Origin of the sequence: Rhodococcus sp. NPDC060084 (assembly GCF_042730335.1) — a bacterium.
GTDB lineage: Bacteria > Actinomycetota > Actinomycetes > Mycobacteriales > Mycobacteriaceae > Rhodococcus.
This window is the reverse complement of sequence record NZ_JBHWWX010000001.1, coordinates 262640-281191: the sequence shown is the minus strand read 5'-3', so window position 1 is coordinate 281191 and position 18552 is coordinate 262640. Positions and strand designations below refer to the sequence as shown.

General features: G+C 67.5%; 13 protein-coding genes. 6 read left to right on the top strand and 7 right to left on the bottom strand.

Features of this window, described 5'->3' with window-relative positions:
* Positions 1 to 27 precede the first annotated feature (27 nt).
* The gene (locus ACFWBU_RS01305) at positions 28 to 669 is read left to right on the top strand and encodes an MSMEG_1061 family FMN-dependent PPOX-type flavoprotein (protein WP_296550661.1); all 642 of its coding nucleotides are present in this window, start codon (positions 28 to 30) and stop codon (positions 667 to 669) included.
* A 13-nt stretch (positions 670 to 682) separates the two neighbouring features.
* Here the strand turns inward: ACFWBU_RS01305 and ACFWBU_RS01300 are convergent, their stop codons facing one another.
* The 4 genes from ACFWBU_RS01300 to ACFWBU_RS01285 form a co-directional block, all read right to left on the bottom strand.
* Complete coding sequence (locus tag ACFWBU_RS01300) at positions 683 to 1588, bottom strand: cutinase family protein (protein ID WP_169652353.1); 906 nt, start codon at positions 1586 to 1588, stop codon at positions 683 to 685.
* Positions 1589 to 1697: 109 nt separating this feature from the next.
* Complete coding sequence (locus tag ACFWBU_RS01295) at positions 1698 to 2459, bottom strand: hypothetical protein (protein WP_378527224.1); 762 nt, start codon at positions 2457 to 2459, stop codon at positions 1698 to 1700.
* A gap of 94 nt (positions 2460 to 2553) precedes the next feature.
* Positions 2554 to 4071 carry a carotenoid oxygenase family protein gene (locus tag ACFWBU_RS01290; protein ID WP_296550664.1) on the bottom strand — a complete coding sequence of 506 codons (1518 nt, stop codon included), beginning with the start codon at positions 4069 to 4071 and terminating at the stop codon, positions 2554 to 2556.
* Positions 4072 to 4086: 15 nt separating this feature from the next.
* Positions 4087 to 5307 (bottom strand): acetyl-CoA acetyltransferase, encoded by a 1221-nt coding sequence (locus ACFWBU_RS01285; protein ID WP_378527223.1) that lies wholly within the window; start codon positions 5305 to 5307, stop codon positions 4087 to 4089.
* A gap of 155 nt (positions 5308 to 5462) precedes the next feature.
* On the opposite strand from ACFWBU_RS01285, the gene ACFWBU_RS01280 reads away from it, so the two are divergent.
* The 4 genes from ACFWBU_RS01280 to ACFWBU_RS01265 all read left to right on the top strand — a co-directional run bounded on the left by ACFWBU_RS01280 (position 5463) and on the right by ACFWBU_RS01265 (position 10447).
* Entirely contained in the window at positions 5463 to 6404 is a 942-nt protein-coding gene (locus tag ACFWBU_RS01280) for a winged helix-turn-helix transcriptional regulator (RefSeq protein ID WP_378527222.1), read from the top strand.
* Positions 6405 to 6508: 104 nt separating this feature from the next.
* The gene (locus ACFWBU_RS01275; protein WP_169620856.1) at positions 6509 to 7696 is read left to right on the top strand and encodes an acetyl-CoA C-acyltransferase; all 1188 of its coding nucleotides are present in this window, start codon (positions 6509 to 6511) and stop codon (positions 7694 to 7696) included.
* Positions 7697 to 7745: 49 nt separating this feature from the next.
* Positions 7746 to 9479 (top strand): class I adenylate-forming enzyme family protein, encoded by a 1734-nt coding sequence (locus ACFWBU_RS01270; RefSeq protein ID WP_378527221.1) that lies wholly within the window; start codon positions 7746 to 7748, stop codon positions 9477 to 9479.
* The gene (locus tag ACFWBU_RS01265) at positions 9476 to 10447 is read left to right on the top strand and encodes an NAD(P)H-dependent flavin oxidoreductase (protein WP_378527220.1); all 972 of its coding nucleotides are present in this window, start codon (positions 9476 to 9478) and stop codon (positions 10445 to 10447) included. The genes ACFWBU_RS01270 and ACFWBU_RS01265 overlap by 4 nt, the downstream gene beginning before the upstream one ends.
* 64 nt (positions 10448 to 10511) lie before the next feature.
* On the opposite strand, the gene ACFWBU_RS01260 is transcribed toward ACFWBU_RS01265, so the two are convergent.
* From ACFWBU_RS01260 to ACFWBU_RS01250, 3 genes are all read right to left on the bottom strand, one after another.
* Positions 10512 to 11963 (bottom strand): glutamate synthase subunit beta, encoded by a 1452-nt coding sequence (locus tag ACFWBU_RS01260; protein WP_169620858.1) that lies wholly within the window; start codon positions 11961 to 11963, stop codon positions 10512 to 10514.
* On the bottom strand, positions 11956 to 16551 hold the full coding sequence (gltB, locus tag ACFWBU_RS01255) for a glutamate synthase large subunit (RefSeq protein WP_378527219.1): 4596 nt from the start codon (positions 16549 to 16551) through the stop codon (positions 11956 to 11958). Before gltB ends, ACFWBU_RS01260 begins: the two co-directional genes overlap by 8 nt.
* A gap of 302 nt (positions 16552 to 16853) precedes the next feature.
* Entirely contained in the window at positions 16854 to 17423 is a 570-nt protein-coding gene (locus ACFWBU_RS01250) for a TetR family transcriptional regulator C-terminal domain-containing protein (protein WP_169620860.1), read from the bottom strand.
* 68 nt (positions 17424 to 17491) lie between these two features.
* Between ACFWBU_RS01250 and ACFWBU_RS01245 the strand changes: the two genes are divergently transcribed.
* The gene (locus ACFWBU_RS01245) at positions 17492 to 18523 is read left to right on the top strand and encodes an FAD-dependent monooxygenase (RefSeq protein ID WP_378527218.1); all 1032 of its coding nucleotides are present in this window, start codon (positions 17492 to 17494) and stop codon (positions 18521 to 18523) included.
* Positions 18524 to 18552 lie beyond the last annotated feature (29 nt).

The following is an 18552-nucleotide window of genomic DNA, read 5'->3' as shown; positions in this document are numbered from 1 at the left end:
TACGGTCACCGCCGGAGGTGGCACCGGATGGATGCGGACAGGATCGACGAGCTCGTGCAGAACGGGCTCAGCACACAACACGAACTCGAGGCGGTCCTCGGGGCACCGCATCCGGCGATCGTCGACAAGGCCCGACCGCATCTGACGCCGCTCATCCGCAACTTTCTGTCGCTCGCCCGCTTCTTCACCCTCGCGACCGCCGATGCCGCGGGCAACTGCGACTGCTCCCCTCGGGGCGACCTCACGTCTTCGGTGCTGGTCCTCGACGACCACACGATCGTGTTGCCGGACCGGCCGGGAAACCGGCGCGCCGACTCCTACCGGAACATCCTCGAGAACCCGCACGTGGGTTTGCTCTTCTTCGTCCCCGGCGACGAAGAAGTTCTGCGGATCAACGGCCGTGCCACTCTCTCGACCGACCCCGAGCTTCTCGAGAAGCTGTCGCTGAGCGGGAAGCCGGCTCTGCTCGCGGTGATCGTCCGCATCGACGAAGTGTTCCTGCACTGCGCCCGCGCGATGCTCCGCGCGAAGCTCTGGGACGCGACGACGTATCCGAAACACGAACTCGTCCCCAGCATGCGCGATATGCACGCCGAACTCGTCTCCATCGACGTCCCCGCCGACGCCGAAGCCGGGAAGCGCGAACTCTATCGCGAATACCTGTACTGAGGTCGTGCCCGGCTCACGCCTTGGATGCGATCCAGTCCCGTAGCCAGTGCGTTGCGGTGGTGCCCCGTTCGTCGACCGGGTAGTTCGAATAGTCCTGATGGATCTGCGATCGGTAGAACTCGCGGATCTGGGCCTCGCGACGCCCGTTGGCGTCGGGTGTGAGCTGTGCGTGCAGCGTGGGGATTCCGCCTGCGGCCATGATGTCCGCGTAGAGAAGCGTGGCCTCGTCCCGATAATCCTCGAGCTTGTCGAGCGGGCTGCCCGCCGACATCGCGAGGAAGCCCGCCACTCTCGTGACGAAATCCTCCGGGGGCGTGGAACAGTACAGGTCGCCCACCGCGCAGATCGTCCGTACGTTCGGCGAGACGAGACCGAATCCTCCTACCCGCGCGCCCCCGGCACCGTTACCGGCCACAGGGTGTCCTACGAGCGGATCTTGTTCCGAGCGGCGCGGATCGGAGAGTAATCCGACCGCAACCAGCCGGTGTGGTCCCACGACGTCGAGCCCGGTTCCGATCGCGGCCGCGAGATCACCTGCTGCGTCGGCACCTTGGCTGTATCCGACGAGGGCAAAGTTCGTGAGCGGGCAGTGGGCCGCAGTGGCCGCGATGAGGGCACGGGCATTGTCGACGGCACGGTTGCGCGACGCGACGTATACCTCGCCCTCCCATGGAAACGCGCTCGCCGGATATTGCACGTAGTCGACTCGGGTCCCCGCGGGGAGGCCGCTCGTGACCTGGGCGAGCATGCCGTTGCCGCGTGAGGGGTCGGGAGTATTCGACGTTTCCCACGTACCCGGGACGGCGACCACATTCACTGTCGGGCACGCCGGCGGATTCGCCGCGGCGGCAGGCGCTGCCACGATCACCGACCCACATGCCGCGACGACGGTGACCACCGCGGCCCACACGTTCTTCATCCCCATCGACCCGTCCCGCTCCGTCGCCCACTGTTGACCAAGAGAATGGCATATGCCCGAAGCGAGCGCGAGGTTTCGATGCCGGTGGCGGGCACGGGCGGGATCGTCCTCACCGGATGACGGTGACCTGCCCGCCGCCGATGTTCGTCACGAAGACGTTGCCCGTCCCGTAGTCCACATCGGTGCCCGGTACCGATCGGTCGACCACGCTCGCTCCGGTCCCTGCCGGGGGATCGACCACGGCGATATCCGGACCGAAAAGGTTGGTGACGTAGACGTTTCCGGTGACCGGATCGGTGATCACCGCGCCGGGGGGTGGCGGAACCGATGGGGGCAGCGGTCCCGGATCGCCGTCCGTGACGGTGACCGCACCGGTGCCGATGTTCGTCACGAACACGCCGTCGGTGCCCGCGTCGACCGATATCTCCGGCATCCCGGGATCCGGCGGGGGTGTGCTCGGCGCCGCGGGTTCCGGTGTGACCGACCGGCGGTCGACGGCGACCGCGCCCGTTCCGAAGTTCGTCACCGCGACGTTGCCGACGCCCCCGTCGACGCGCATCTCGACGAACGCCGTCGACACCTCGGTGCGACCCGACACCCGGCCCTCCGGGTGGCTGACGCTCACCGTGCCCGGGCCGACATTGGTGATGCAGGCGTTGCCGGTGCCGCCCTCGACGCCGAGAAGCCGTGGGCCGTCGAAGCCGAACACGGCGGGGACAGGATCGGCCCCGTCCACCGAGACTATTCCGCCGGCGTTCTGGATGCACGCTCCCGCCGGGTCGGCAGCGGCGGCCGGAGCCGTCGAGACACCCGCCCCGGCGATGCACGCACCGACCGTGAGGAGCGTCCATCGCCGTCGCGAAACAGTCATGGGCAGAACGGTAACCGCTCCGTGGCCGGTGAGCGGAAGAACGACGGTAACTCGAATCGGCGACGTGTCTACACCGCCCGCCGGCACACCCTGGTTACAAACCGACTGCGTCCTCGGGCCGCTCGGCGGTCCGCCACCCGGGGATCTCCGCGCCCGACGCCCACGTGGAGTGCGTGCCCGAACTGACCCGTTCCGGAAGACGAATCCGGGCGACCGGGCCGTCGGCGAGACGCTGTGCGTCGAAGACGAGGCACTCGGACAGATCACGGTTCATGTCGACGGTCATGGTGACGAGGTATCCGTCGTCCTCACCCGAAGACCCGATCCGCGGCGCCATCACGGTTTCGCTTCCGAACACTCCCTCACCGAGCGCATAGTGCTCCTCGGCGCCGGTCAGCGAGTCGTGCTTGACGAGGCCGTCGAACAGGAACCACCCGGGCAGGCCCGTCGCCGCATACGTGTAGCGGTGCGGTACTCCCGTGTGTACGGGACTGATCATGCCGAACTCCGTGACCCGTTCGGAGAGGCGCTCTTCCGTGACGCCGCCGGTGCGCAGGTTCAGGCGCCACCGGTGCAGGTGCGTGCCCATTCTGTCGAGAGCGAGAAAGCGGAACATGCGCTGGTAGATCGACCCGTTCCCGGTGTCCTCCGGCTCGGGTGTCTCCTGGTGGAACCCTTCCAGGACGATCTCGTCGCCGTCCTCGTAGGCATTCGTCCAGTGCAGGACGTAAGTGGGAGCCGCGTCGAACCACCTGATCTCGCTCCCGCCGCCGCGCCGCGGGAGCACGCCGAGGCGCATCGGAATATCGGGGTGGAAACGCGAGACGTACTTACCCGCCGCGAGAGCCTCGGGTATCCAGAAGAGCGGGCAGTCGTTGAGGATGGCGTAGTTCTCGGTGAAGGCCATGTCGTGGGGTAGCCGAGGACCGGGCAATTCGATGTCGGTGTAGTGCACGAGTTTGTCGGACGAGTCGACGACGCCGTAATGCATGTACGGCGCGTCCGTTCCGTAGTTGAAGAAGAGCATCTCCCCGGTACGGTGATCGACCTTGGGATGCGCCGACACTCCGAGATTCGACGGGAAGTCGCCGCCCCACTCCGCTTTGCCGACGGTCTCGAGCGACATCGGATCCACCCGGTACAGGTCGCCGCACTGCCAGAAACTGGTGAGTGCAACCCCGTTGTGCACGGTGACATCCGTGCTCGATCCGTCCTTCATCCTTGTGCGCGCACCCCAGCCGTCGGTGCGTTCCGACTTCGCCGGATTCTCGGCGATTCCCGCCCAGAGCGCGCGACCGGCTTCCTGCTCGGCGACGAAGCCGTCCGTCTGGACGAAACGGTTCCGGTAGAACGCCTTCCCGTCGCGGAAGCCGACGACATGCACCATGCCGTCACCGTCGAACGGGTGGTAGCGGCCCTGCTGGGCAGGGTGCACCGGATTCTCGGTGTTCCGGATGTACACCCCGTCGAGATCGGCGGGCAGTTCCCCGACGACCTCGAGATCGTCGGCGCGGTGCTCGGTGACCTGGGGTCGCCACGGCCCGGTGCGATAGGGGTGATCGTCGTCGGTGGGCAGCGTCGACAATGCGCGGCCGAGAATTTCGAGGTCCATCGATGCTCCTTCGGCTCAGCCGATGATGAGGGATACGGAAGTGGTGGTGCTACCACCGAAGTTGAAGGTGGCCGCCCGTCGGGCGCCGTCGACCTGGTAGGCGCCGGCGGTGCCGGTGACCTGGCGATGGCAGTCCAGAGCCATGCGCACGCCCGTGGCCCCCACCGGGTGTCCTCCGCCCAGGAGTCCCCCACTGGGGTTCATGGGCATCCGGCCGCCGATCTCGAGATCGCCGGCTTCCACGGCGCGCCAGCTTTCGCCGGGCGGCGTGAGGCCGAAGTGGTCGATCGCCACGTACTCGCTGATGCTGAAGCAGTCGTGCGTTTCGATCAGGTCGAGTTCGTCCACACCTCCGATTCCGGCGCGCCCGTATGCGTCGGCGACGGTGTCGGCGAGGTGCGGGAACATCAAGCCGCCGCCCGAACTGCGTGCGAGCTTCTCGTCGAGGGAGAGCCCGACGGTGCGGTGACCCCAGCCGAGAATCCGGGAGCGGGGGGCCGCGTCGAACTCCGGATGCCGGGCGACGTACCGATCGCTGACGAGGACCACGCCCGCTCCTCCGTCGGTGAGGGGGCCGCAGTCGATCTTGCGCAGGCTGCCCTCCACGAGCGGATTGGCGGTGTCGTCGGCCGTGAACGATTCGGGGGAATAGGACCGTGTCCGGGTCTGCGCGCGAGGATTGCTCCGGGCGTTGCGGATATTGAGTTCGGAGATGGCCCACAGGTGCGCCGGGTCGAGTCCGTACCGGGTCGTGTACTCGCCGGCGATGCGATCGAACATGTAGGGCCACATGAATTTTGCGTCCTGGCCCTCTCGTCCCACCCACGCGGCCGGACTCATGTAGTTCGTGCCGATATCGCCCGGCACGGTCTTCTCGAGTTCGACACCGAGGACGAGTGCGCAGTCGTAACGCCCTGATTCGAGGTCGGCCATCGCGGCGAGAATCGCCAGAGAGCCCGAGGCACATGCTCCCTCGTGCCGGCTCGCGGGAACGTCCCACAATTCGGGGATCATGGACGCCGGCATCGCCCCGAGGTGACCCTGCCCGGTGTAGAGCTGGCCGAAGGCATTGCCCACGTGGACGACGTCGACCTCGCTCGCGTCGATCCCCGCGTCGTCGAGCGTGCGGCGCGCGACCTCGGCAGTGAGATCGCCGATGTCGAAGCCTTCCTTGGTGACGTTGCGGGCGAAGTCGCTCTGATAGCCGCCGGCGATCCACACCTGAGCTGATGTCATGTCGTCTCGCTTTCGAGATCGGTTCGACGGGTCGGTGGAGGTCTTGGGAGAGTAGTTCCGCGACGGTGAAGCCCGCCGTCCCCGTTTAGTACAGTTATTGAAGCATCTTGGTGTGAGCCACGCAACGACGGATGCGCACCGGAGGAGGTTGGCCCGTGACCCGAAGCAACACCGTGCCGAGCGACCGGGCTGCGACCGTCAATCCGGTCGCCGCCACGCTCGATCTGCTCGGCGACCGCCTCACACTCGCGCTGCTCGGACACGCGTTCGTGAGCGGCACGACCCGCTTCAACCAGTGGCTCGAACTCACGGGTGCCCCGTCCTCGGTGCTGACCGACCGGCTCCAGTCACTGGCAGCGGCCGGTGTGCTGGAACGCTCTCCGCAGTCGGCCGGCTCGGATCGGCACGACTACCTGCTGACCGATCTGGGGACCGCCACCTGGCCGATCCTGGTGTGCATCTGGAGCTGGCAACGGGAGTGGACACCCGAAGGTGCGTGGCAGCCCGACCTGGTGCACGACGTGTGCGGGCACCGTGGTCCCGCCGTCATCCGCTGCGGATCCTGCGGCACTGTCGTCACCACCCACGACACGGACATCGAGATGGATGCGGAAGCGATCTGGACCGTGACCTCCGGTGCCCGGCGGCGCTCCACCCGCGGGCCCGCCGGCAAGAGCGTGTCGGCAGACATGCAGTTCAACGCGGTGATGGAGGCTCTGGGTGATCGCTGGAGCGGCGCGATCACCGGTCTCGCACTGGCCGGAGCCCGCCGGTTCGGAGAATTCCGGTCGGCGCTGGACATCTCCCCGACGACGCTCACCGATCGCCTCGCCCGGCTGTGCGCCGCGCAGATCCTCGGCCACCCGTCCGGTACCGACCGCCAATACCGCCTGACGCACCGCGGTCGTGCGCTGTTCGGCGTGTTCGTCTTCCTGATCCGGTGGTCCACACAGGCCTTCCCGGAGGCGCCCGGGCCGCTGCGGATCCTGCACCGCGAGTGCGGCGCGATCCTGCATCCGGAACTTCAGTGCAGGGGATGCGACGGGCCGGTGGATCGGCACAGTGCGCGGATCGAGCCGATGCTGCCCCATCCCTGACGCGGGCCTTTGGTCCCCATCTTGACACCGACCGATGTCACCCGGTATCACTTCGTTAGCTGTAGTGACTCGGGTCACGACATTCAACGAGTCGGAGCAAATCTGTGAATCGGATCAATCCCCCGTACATCTACGACGCCGTCCGCCTCCCCCGTGCCCGCGTGCGCAAGAGCGGCGGCACCCTGGCAGGCGTACGCCCGGTCGAGCTGATCGCCCGGCTTCTCACCGCACTCGACGAACGCTGCGGTGCATCCGAGGTTGTGGACGACGTGCTCCTCGGAATCAGCACCGCCACCGGAGAACAAGCCGGCGACCTCACCAGAGCGGCCGTGCAGTGGGCGGGCTGGCCCGATCACATCCCCGGCGGCGTCGTCTCCCGGTTGTGCTGCTCCGGGCTCGATGCCATCGAAGGCGCAGCCGCACGGGTGGCCGCCGGTACGGCGCGCGCGGTGGTCGCGGGGGGCGTCGAATCGATGTCCCGGGTGCCGATGTTCTCCGATTCGCCCCCGATCGCCGTGGACCCCGAACTCGGTGAACGCACCGGGTTCGTCACCATCGGGGTGTCGGCCGATCTCACGGCGGCACGGTACGGGTTCACCCGCGAGCTGCTCGATGCCTACGCGGTCGCCTCGCACGGACGTGCCGCCACCGCTCCCCCCTCGCCGTCCCTGATCAGCATGAAAGTCGGCGATACCGAACTCGATTCGGACGAGGGCCCGCGCCCCGGAGTGACACTCGACGATTTCGCCGCGCTGCCCGCGCTCTTCGGAGAAGACGCCGGATGGGAGCGGGTCGCCCGCCGGTTGCCGGATTCACCGCGCCCGGCGGCGGGACTGCACACGATCGCGACCGCGCCCCAGCTGGCAGACGGAGCCTCCGCGATTCTGATCGGTGACGCCGAAGCCGGTGCGGCGCTGTCGATGCGGCCCCGCGCCCAGATCGTCGGGACGGCGCAGAGCGCGGTCCGCTCACCGCTTCTTACCGCTCCCGTGGCCGCAGCGCACCGGGCGCTCGCACGTGCCGGCATCACCGCGCAGGACCTCGACATTGTCGAAATCAACGAATCCTTCGCCGTGACACCGTTGATGATGATCGAGGAACTGCACCTCGACCCGGCCCGCGTCAATGTCCACGGCGGCGCTCTCGCCGTCGGACATCCGCTCGGGGCCACCGGCGGCATTCTCGTGGCTCACGCACTCGACCAGCTCGAACGCACCGGAGGCGAGCATGCGCTCGTCACCATCCCCGCAGCCCTCGGTCTCGGCTCAGCCCTGGTGCTCCGCCGGCTGTGAGCGATACCCGCGACCGCTTTCCCACCCGGACTTCGCGAAAGGCCCCCTGATGTCGACACCTCTTTCCCTCCCGCCCACCGCACGCGCGTGCCATCCCGACGCCACAGTCTCCGAATACCTGGAACGAGGCTGGTGGCAGGACGAGACGCTCCCGGACCTCTTCGATTCCTGGGTACAGCGCAGGCCTTCGCATGCCGCGACCACCGACCCGGCCAACCTGGTGGATCTCACCGGGGCACAGCCCCGGTCGCTGACATGGCAGGAACTCGACGAGTTCGTGCGGCGGGTCGCTGCGGTATTCCACGCGCGTGGAATACGGCAGGACGACACGGTTGCCGTGCAGATGCCCAATTCGGTCGCCCTCACCGCGACATACCTGGCACTGTGGCGCCTCGGCGCCGTGGCGACCCCGATGCCCGCGTCGTATCGCCGTCACGAACTGTCCGGCATCGTCGATGCGTGTTCTGCCGTCGCCGTCGTCACCGTCGGTAAACTCGGCGACCGCTCACTCGCCACCGAAGCGTCCGAACTGGTCTCCGGCCACCGGACCCTCGGAACCGTATTCGCTTTCGGACCGCACGTGCCCGAACAGGCCGTCGAGATCGACACCGCATCGGTGCCCGCATCCCTCCTCGACGAGGCCGATACCTACGCGGCCGCGGTGGTACGCACGGTCAACGACCGGGTCACCGTGTGCTGGACGAGCGGTACCGAGGCAGCGCCCAAGGGCGTACCCCGGTGCCACGCGGATTGGCTCGCGGTGGGCCGAGGAGTGCAGGACGGCCTCGAAACCACGGAGGATTCCGTGCTCGTGAACCCGTTCCCCTTGGTGAACATGGCCGGGTTCGCAGCGGCGTTGCTGCCCTGGCTCCTCGGTGGGGGTCACCTCGTCCACCACCACCCCCTGGACATCGCGGTCTATCTGGGCCAGATCCAGCACCACCGGGCCACCCACACCACCATGCCCCCGGCGATCCTGACGATGCTGCTCAAGAACGACGACCTGCGCGGCAAGTTCGACCTTTCGTCGCTCGCGCGCGTCGGGGCGGGTGGCGCACCGCTGCCGCCGTCCGTCGTGGCGTCCTGGCAGAACGACCACGGGGTCGAGGTGATCAATTTCTTCGGATCCAACGAGGGCGTGTGCCTTCTCGGTGCACCGGGCGACATCCCGGACCCGACCGTCCGCGCTCAGCATCTGCCGAACTACGCGGCGCCGGACCGGTCCTGGGTGGTGCGTCTGAGCCGCAGCACCGAGGTACGCCTCATCGATCCCGTGACCGGCGCCCTGGTCGACACCATCGGCGGCCGCGGCGAACTCCGGTTGAAGGGGCCCACCGTCTTCGCGGGTTACCTCGAGGGCACCGCGACGTCGTCCCCGTTCGACGAGGACGGCTTCCTCTGCAGCGGTGACGTTTTCGAGTTGTGCGGTGAGCACGGTGAGTACCTGCGCTTCGTCGACCGGATCAAGGAGATCGTCATCCGGGGCGGCATGAACATCGCACCGGCAGAGATCGAAGGGCTGCTGCAGGACCACCCCGCGGTGGCCGAAGTCGCGATCATCGGTATCCCCGACGAAGTACTCGGCGAAAAATGCTGTGCGGTCGTGGTTCCCACCGCCGGCGCCACCCCGACACTCGACGACCTCACGGCGCACCTTCGCGCGCGGGACATCGCGTCGTTCAAACTGCCCGAACGCATCGAACTCGTCGACACCTTGCCGCGCAACGCGGTAGGCAAACTGTTGCGACGCCACATTCGCACCGACCTCCTGGAATCCCTATGAGCATGTCCACAGCACCCCACTCCACTTCGATCGACCTTCCCGCGCGCGTGCGCGTCCCGGTGGTCGCGGCCCCGATGTTCCTGGTGTCCGGCCCGGAACTCGTCATCGCGGCGAGCGCGGCCGGAATCGTGGGCTCCTTCCCCACGCCCAACTGCCGCACGACCGCCGAACTCGACCGCTGGATGGGGACGATCTCCGACGGTGTCGCCGCCGCGGGACCGGATGCCGCGCCGTGGGCGGTGAACCTGGTGACCCACCGCTCCAACCAGCGTCTCGAGGAGGACTTGCGCTTGGTCGCCGAGCATCGCCCGCCTGTGGTCATCACGGCTCTGGGGTCTCCGGAACCGGTGATGGAGACGGTCAAGGGATACGGCGGACTGGTGCTCGCCGATGTGGTGTCCGTCCGGCTCGCCCGTAAAGCCGCCGGCTTCGGAGTCGACGGACTCGCGTGCATCTCGGCGGGAGCAGGGGGGCACACGGGCCATCTCTCCCCGTTCGCGTTCGTCTCCGCCGTACGGCAGTTCTTCGACGGGTTGCTCGTCATCGGCGGAGGCATCGCCGACGGCTGGGGTGTGGCAGGTGCCGTCGCGGCCGGCGCCGATCTCGTCTACATGGGCACCCGGTTCCTCACGGCGACGGAAAGCATGGCGTCCGCCGACTACAAGCAGATGGTCGTCGAGCACGGACCGGACGATCTCGTCGTCAGCTCCGGCATCACCGGGACCAGCGCCTCGTGGTTGCGTCCCAGCCTGGTTGCGAACGGTCTCGATCCCGACGCCCTCACCGCACCGGCCAACCGTGACTACAACGCCGGTGCGGACGTGCAGGGGCGGTGGAAGAACATCTGGGCCGCGGGCCAGGGTCTGGGCCTGATCGACGGTGTCACGCCGGTGAAATCCATCGTCGACGACCTCGCCGCCGAATACGCGGCCGCGACAAGCCGCTTCGCAAGCCGGACTCTTCGGTAGGTCCCGGAAGAGACAAACGGGGCCGCACACTCTCGTGTGCGGCCCCGCCTGTCGTTCGGCAGCGTCAGCGCTGCGGCATCGTGCTGGTGGTGATCGGAACGGGAAGCGCCGTTGCTCCCTCGAGGAATCGATCCACTGCCGCCGCGCATGCGCGACCCTCGGCGATGGCCCACACGATGAGAGACTGGCCACGCCCCATGTCGCCGGCGACGAACACGCCGTCGACATTGGTGGACCACTCCTCGGAGCGGGCGACGTTGCCGCGCTCGTTGAGGTCAACACCGAGATCCGTGAGCAGGCCCGGCTTCTCGGGCCCGACAAAGCCCATCGCGAGGAGGACGAGATCGGCTTCGAGTTCGAAGTCGCTTCCCTCGACCTTCTCGAAACGGCCGTTCACCATGCGCACCTCGTGGGCGCGGAGACCCGTGACCTTGCCGTCCTCGCCGACGAACTGCTCGGTGTTGACGGAGAAGACGCGGTCGCCACCCTCTTCGTGTGCCGAAGAGACGCGGTACATCAACGGGTACGTCGGCCACGGCGTCGAGTCGGCGCGCTGCTCCGGCGGGCGCGGCATGATCTCGAACTGGCTGACGCTCACCGCACCCTGACGGTGTGACGTACCGAGGCAGTCGGCACCGGTGTCGCCGCCACCGATGATGACGACCTTCTTACCTTCCGCCGTGATGGTCGGCGCGGGGAGGTCACCGAACTGGACACGGTTGGCGATCGGCAGGAACTCCATCGCCTGATGGATCCCGTCGAGTTCGCGTCCGGGAATGGGCAGATCGCGCGCCACCGTCGCACCGCCGGCGAGGACCACGGCGTCGAACTGCTCGCGCAGTTCGTCGGCCGTGATGTCGACCCCGACATTCACTCCGGTCCGGAAGACGGTGCCCTCGGCCTCCATCTGTGCGAGACGGCGGTCGATGAACCGCTTCTCCATCTTGAACTCGGGAATGCCGTAGCGGAGCAGTCCGCCGATGCGGTCGGCCCGCTCGAACACCGTGACCGTGTGCCCCGCGCGCGTAAGCTGCTGCGCCGCAGCAAGTCCTGCCGGACCCGACCCGACGACCGCCACCTTGCGACCGGTGAGCTTCGACGGCGGCACCGGCTTGACGCGGTTGTCCTCGAAGGCCTTCTCGATCAGCTCGACCTCGACCTGCTTGATCGTCACCGGATCCTGGTTGATGCCCAGGACACACGACGCCTCACAGGGTGCCGGGCACAGCCGCCCGGTGAACTCCGGGAAGTTGTTGGTGGCGTGGAGGCGTTCGATGCCGTCCTCCCACTTGCCCTTGTACGCCAGGTCGTTCCACTCGGGAATCAGGTTTCCGAGCGGACAGCCGTTGTGGCAGAAGGGAATACCGCAGTCCATGCAGCGGCTCGCCTGGACCTGGAGGGTCTCGAGCGGGAAAGGCTCGTAGACCTCCTTCCAGTCGAGCAGCCGGAGGGGGACGGGACGACGGACCGGAGTCTCGCGCGACCCGTGCTTGAGGAAGCCGCTTGGATCACCCACGAGCTGCCTCCATGATCGCCTCGTCCACGTTCCCACCACGAATGGTGGCGTCCTTGATAGCCATGAGCACCTTCTTGTAATCGCGAGGCATGACCTTCGCGAAGTGGCTGACCTGTTGTGACCAGTCGGCCAGGATGCGGGCTGCAACGTCGGAGCCCGTTTCGTCACGATGCCGTTCGACCGCGCCCTTGAGCCAGACGAAGTCTTCGCCCTCGAGATCCTCGAGGTCGACCAGCTCGGTATTCAGGTTGTCCTCGAAGTCCTTGTCCGGGTTGTACACGAACGCGACGCCACCGGACATGCCCGCACCGAAGTTGCGGCCGGTCTTGCCGAGGATGACGACCTTGCCACCCGTCATGTACTCGCAGCCGTGGTCGCCGACGCCTTCGACGACGGCCGTGGCTCCGGAGTTGCGGACTGCGAAACGCTCGCCTGCGACACCGCGGATGAGAACCTCACCGCCGGTGGCACCGAACAGGATCACGTTGCCGGCAATGATGTTGTCTTCCGGCACGAATCCCGGTGCGGCGTCGAGCGGGGGACGCACGACGATGCGGCCACCCGACAAGCCCTTGCCGACGAAGTCGTTCGCGTCCCCGTACAGGCGCAGCGTGATACCGCGAGGCACGAAGGCACCGAAGCTGTTACCGGCCGATCCCGTCAACGTGATGTCGATCGTGCCGTCGGGCAGGCCGTCCTTGCCGTACTTCTTGGTGACCTCGTGGCCGAGCATCGTGCCGACCGTGCGGTTGACGTTCGCGACGGCCGTGTCGATCTCGACGGGCATGCCGGACTCGAGAGCCTGCTGCGCCTTGGCGATCAGGTCGTTGTCGAGCGCCTTGTCGAGTGCGTGGTCCTGTTCCTTGGTGCAGTGCATGTCCTGCTCGCCGTAGATCGGCGAGGTGACCTTCTGCAGCAACGGCGACAGGTCCAGCTTCGACGCGCGGTAGTGGTCCACGGCCTTGCGGGTGTCGAGGCAGTCGACCTGCCCGATCGCCTCGTCGAGACTGCGGAAGCCCAGCTCCGCGAGGTACTCGCGCACCTCTTCGGCGATGTAGAGCATGAAGTTCTCGACGAACTCCGGCTTGCCGGTGAAACGCTTGCGCAGCACCGGGTTCTGCGTCGCGACACCCACGGGGCAGGTGTCGAGATGACAGACGCGCATCATGATGCAACCCGAGACCACGAGCGGCGCGGTGGCGAAACCGAACTCCTCGCCTCCGAGCAGCGCGGCGACGATGACGTCGCGGCCCGTCTTCATCTGGCCGTCCACCTGCACCACGATGCGGTCGCGCAGACCGTTGAGCATGAGCGTCTGCTGGGTCTCGGCCAGGCCGATCTCCCACGGTGCGCCGGCGTGCTTGAGCGAGGTCAGCGGCGACGCGCCGGTGCCACCGTCGTGACCGGAGATGAGCACCACGTCGGCATGCGCCTTGGACACGCCCGCCGCGACCGTGCCGACGCCGAGTTCGGACACCAGCTTCACGTGGATGCGGGCTTCCGGGTTGGCGTTCTTCAGGTCGTGGATCAGCTGGGCCAGATCCTCGATGGAGTAGATGTCGTGGTGCGGCGGCGGCGAGATCAGGCCGACACCCGGCGTGGAACCACGCACCTCGGCGACCCACGGGTACACCTTGTGCGGCGGGAGCTGTCCACCCTCGCCGGGCTTGGCGCCCTGCGCCATCTTGATCTGGATATCGGTGCAGTTCGTCAGGTAGTGCGACGACACACCGAACCGGCCGGACGCGACCTGCTTGATCGCCGAGCGCCGCCAGTCGCCGTTCTCGTCCGGCGTGAAGCGGTCGGGATGTTCGCCGCCCTCACCGGAATTCGATCGGCCGCCGAGACGGTTCATCGCGATCGCGAGAGTCTCGTGGGCCTCCGACGAGATGGAGCCGTAGCTCATCGCACCGGTGGAGAACCGCTTGACGATCTCGCTCGCCGGCTCGACCTCCTCGAGAGGCACGGCGGGGCGCAAACCGGTCTTGAACTCGAACAGGCCACGGAGCGACGCGAGCTGCTGCGACTGGTCGTCGACGAGCTTCGTGTACTCCTTGAACACCTTGTACTGACCGGTGCGGGTGGCGTGCTGGAGCTTGAACACCGTGTCCGGGTTGAACAGGTGGTACTCACCTTCACGACGCCACTGGTATTCACCGCCCACCTCGAGCTCGCGGTGCGCGTGCTCGGACGGCCGGTCGAGGAATGCCGACCGGTGACGGGCTGCCACGTCGTGGGCGATCTCTTCGAGGCCGACGCCCCCGAGCTGCGACTGCAGGCCGGTGAAGTACTCGTCGACGAGGTCCTGCGACAGGCCGATGACCTGGAACAGCTGCGCGCCCGTGTACGAGGCGAGCGTGGAGATGCCCATCTTGGACATCACCTTGAGGACGCCCTTCGACGCGGCCTTGATGTAGTTGGCGATGGCCTTGTCGAGGGTCATGCCCTCCGGCAGGTCGCCGTTCTGCAGCAACTCGTCGATGCTCTCGAACGCCATGTACGGATTGACCACGGCCGCACCGAAACCGCACAGCGCGGCGATGTGGTGCACCTCGCGGGCGTCGCCCGCTTCGACGAGCAGACCGACCTGCGTGCGCGTCTTCTCCCGCACGAGGTGGTGGTGCACCGCGGAGGTGAGCAGCAGCGACGGGATCGGCGCGAGCTTCTCGTCGGACTCGCGGTCCGACAACACGATCAGGCGTGCGCCCTTCTCGATGGCCTGGGACACCTGCGCGCGAATGCTCGCGAGCGCCCGCTCCAGACCGGCTCCGCCTTCCGCGACCGGGTACAGGCCGCGGATGATGACGCTGCTGAAGCCCGGGAACTGCTTCTCGTCGTTGACGTGGATGAGCTTCTGCAGATCGTCGTTGTCGATCACCGGTGCGGAGAGCAGGATGCGCCGGCACGACGCGGCGGTGGGGTCGAGCAGGTCGCCCTCGGGCCCGAGCATCCCGCCCATGCTGGTGACGATCTCTTCGCGAATCGCGTCCAGCGGCGGGTTGGTCACCTGCGCGAACAGCTGGGAGAAGAAGTCGAACAGCATCCGCGGCCGCGACGACAGCACAGCGATCGGGGTGTCGGTGCCCATGGAACCGAGCGCCTCACCACCGGTGGCAGCCATCGGCTTGACGAGAAGGTCGACCTCTTCGTTGGTGTATCCGAACACCTGCTGCCGCAACACCACCCGCTCGTGCGACATGTAGGTGTACTTCGACTGCGGCAGGTCTTCGAGACGGGTGACGCCCTTCTCGACCCACTCCTGGTACGGGAGTTCGGCGGCGAGTTCGCGCTTGATCTCCTCGTCTTCGACGATGCGGCCCTTGGCCGTGTCGACGAGGAACATCCGGCCCGGCTGCAGGCGCCGCTTGCTCACGATCTTCTCGGCGGGGATGTCGAGCACACCCACCTCGGACGCCATCACGACCAGGCCGTCGTCGGTGACCCAGGCGCGCGACGGGCGCAGACCGTTGCGGTCGAGCACCGCACCGATGACGACACCGTCGGTGAAGCACACCGACGCGGGGCCGTCCCACGGCTCCATGAGCGCGGAGTGGTACTCGTAGAACGCACGACGGGCCGGATCCATGGCCGTGTTCCGTTCCCACGCCTCCGGGATCATCATGAGCACCGCGTGCGGCAGGCTGCGGCCACCGAGGTGGAGAAGTTCGAGAACCTCGTCGAACCGCGCGGTATCCGAGGCACCCGGGGTGCACACCGGGAAGATCTTCTCGAGCTTGTCGCGACCGCCGAAGATGTCGCTGTCGATCAGTGCCTCACGTGCACGCATCCAGTTGGCGTTGCCCGTGACGGTGTTGATCTCGCCGTTGTGTGCGACGCGGCGGAAGGGATGCGCGAGAGGCCACGACGGGAAGGTGTTCGTGGAGAAGCGCGAGTGCACCAGACCGAGAGCCGACTCGACGCGCTCGTCCTGGAGGTCCACGTAGAAGCCCTTGAGCTGCGGCGTGGTGAGCATGCCCTTGTAGACGAAGGTCGACGCCGACAGGCTCGGGAAGTACACGGTCTCGCGGCCGGGGCCGTCCTCGCCGGGGCCCTCGTGTCCGAGTTCGTGCTCGGTGCGCTTGCGCACCACGTAGGCACGGCGCTCGAGGTCGATGCCGGTCAGGGCGCGGGCGCCCGACGCGACGAAGATCTGGCGGAAGGTCGGCATGGCGTCGATCGCCATGGAGCCGAGTTCCGACTCGTCCACGGGCACCTCACGCCAGCCGAGGACCTCGAGGCCCTCTTCCTCGACGATGCGGTTCACCTGTGCAACAGCCTCATCGGCGGCTTCCGTGCCCTTGGGCAGGAAGGCGATACCCGTCGCGTAGGCACCTTCCGCGGGAAGGTCGAAGTCGACGACAGCGCGGAAGTAGGCGTCGGGAATCTGAATGAGGATGCCGGCGCCGTCGCCGGTGTTCTGCTCCGCTCCCGCAGCACCGCGATGCTCCAGATTGACGAGCGCGGTGATCGCCTTCTCGACGATGTCGCGGCTTCGGCGACCGTGCATGTCGACAACGAACGCGACGCCACAGGAATCGTGCTCGTTCGAGGGGTGGTAGAGCCCTTGAGGCCCGGGGAGAAGAGTCATACCTAGCCTTCGTTGCGTGCGATAGCACCGACGACCAGCAGCGCTGATGGCCATCTACTGCCGTAGACGGGTATCGGCCGGGTGTCCCGATACCTTCGACACCGCCAGTATCCGCTCATCCGCGACGGTGCGGGTGCCTTTTGTCGGCAGCACGAGACGGGTCTGGCGACCGGTGGGACATCGTGGGCCCACCGCTCTGGAGGAAACGATATGCCAGGTCACCGGGGGTAATGCAACATAGGCTGCCCTACCTTGGGGCTGACCTGCGTAAATGCCCCGTTGACACGCCTGTGACGAGCCGTTCACATAACCGCGGTTCGCTGCAGGACGGCGTCGAGGATCCTGCCGATGCCGGTCTGCGGGTCCGTCGCGTCGTCCTCGGAGGTGAGGCGGTGGAGGATCACCCCGTCGACGTAGTCCACCACGATCTGCGCGGCGGTCTCGGGGTCGTCGGCGCCGAGCGCGGCAAGGATTTCCCTGCCCCACGCCCGCAGTTCTCCGCGCCTCGCTCCCACCGACTCGCGCAGAGCCGGGACCGTGGTCGATTCGACGAACAGCGCCAGTCGCGCGCGGGTGCGCACCGCGTCCGGACCGGTCGCGTAGAGCACGTACTCCCGCAACAGGACCTCGAGGCCTCGCCGGTCCGGTGCCGTGCCGTCCGCCGTCAGTGCCGCCAGATCCTGGCGATCACGTTCGAGGAGGCGATCGAGTACCCCCTCGACGAGTGCACCCCGGGTCCGGAAGTAGTTCGACGTCGAACCTGCGGGAACACCCGCACGTGCGTCGACGCGGCGATGGGTGAGGGCACGCACCCCGTCCCCTCCCAGAACCTCGATGGCGGCGTCGAGCACAGCGGCACGCTTGTCGGTCACGGTCCCAGCATAAACCGGTCACTACGTTTGTAGTGACACCACACTACAAACGTAGTAGATTGCGGTGCATGAGCGGGACACACGCAGGGAAGGCCGCGATTCTCGGTGGGGGCATCGGCGGGCTCACCGCTGCGAACGCACTCGTCCGCTTCGGCTGGCACGTCGACGTATTCGAACGCGCGGAGGGCCTGCCTCCCACCGGAACCGCGCTGGGACTGTGGCCCGAGGCACTTGCCTCGCTCGAGGTCGCCGGCCTCGGAGGCGAGGCCGAGAAACGGGGAGTGCTGCAGACCTCGGGGTGGTTCCTGCGCTGGGACGGCCTGCCCATCGCGCGCCTCGAGAATCTCCGGCGGCCCGCCGTCCTCCTGTCGCGGCCGCCGTTGCTCGAGCTCCTGTCCGCCGGGTTACCGGATGGCACAGTGCACTTCGGTCACACTGCGCCGGCGGCACCGGATCTCTCCGGATACGACGTCGTGGTCGGCGCCGACGGCATCGGGAGCGCGACCCGCGACGCCCTCTTCGGGTCGCGGTTCCGGCCGGTCTACACCGGATTCACCGCATGGCGAGGATGGGTCGACGGGCGTGCCGCCTCACTGAGCGAAAGCTGGGGACCGAACGCGCTGTTCGGGATCACACCCCGGGACGGCGACCTCACCAACTGGTTCGCGGCGGTCCGCGCGCCGGCCGACTCGACCGGCGGTGTTCCCGACCTCCGCGAGCGCTTCCGCGAGTGGCACCCCGCGGTCCTCGACGTACTCGATCGCCTCGACCCCTCTACGGTGCTGCATCACGACCTGTACCAGTCGCCACCGCTGCCGTCGTACGTCCGCGGCAAGGTGGCCCTCATCGGCGACGCCGCACACGCGATGGCACCCAACCTCGGCCGCGGTGCCTGCGAGGCGATCGTCGACGCCTCCGCGCTCGCCGTCCTGCTTCGCGACCACCCCGTCACCGAAGCCCTCCTTCGCTACGACCGCGCGCGCCGGCACCGCACCCAGCGACTCGTGCGGGCCTCCCGGATACTGGCCGGAGTCGCGACCGCCACCCGGTTCACCACCGCGCGCAACGCGGCGGTCCGCGCCACCTCGAGATTCGCCTGACGCCCCGGGTTTCCTCCGAACCGAACCCA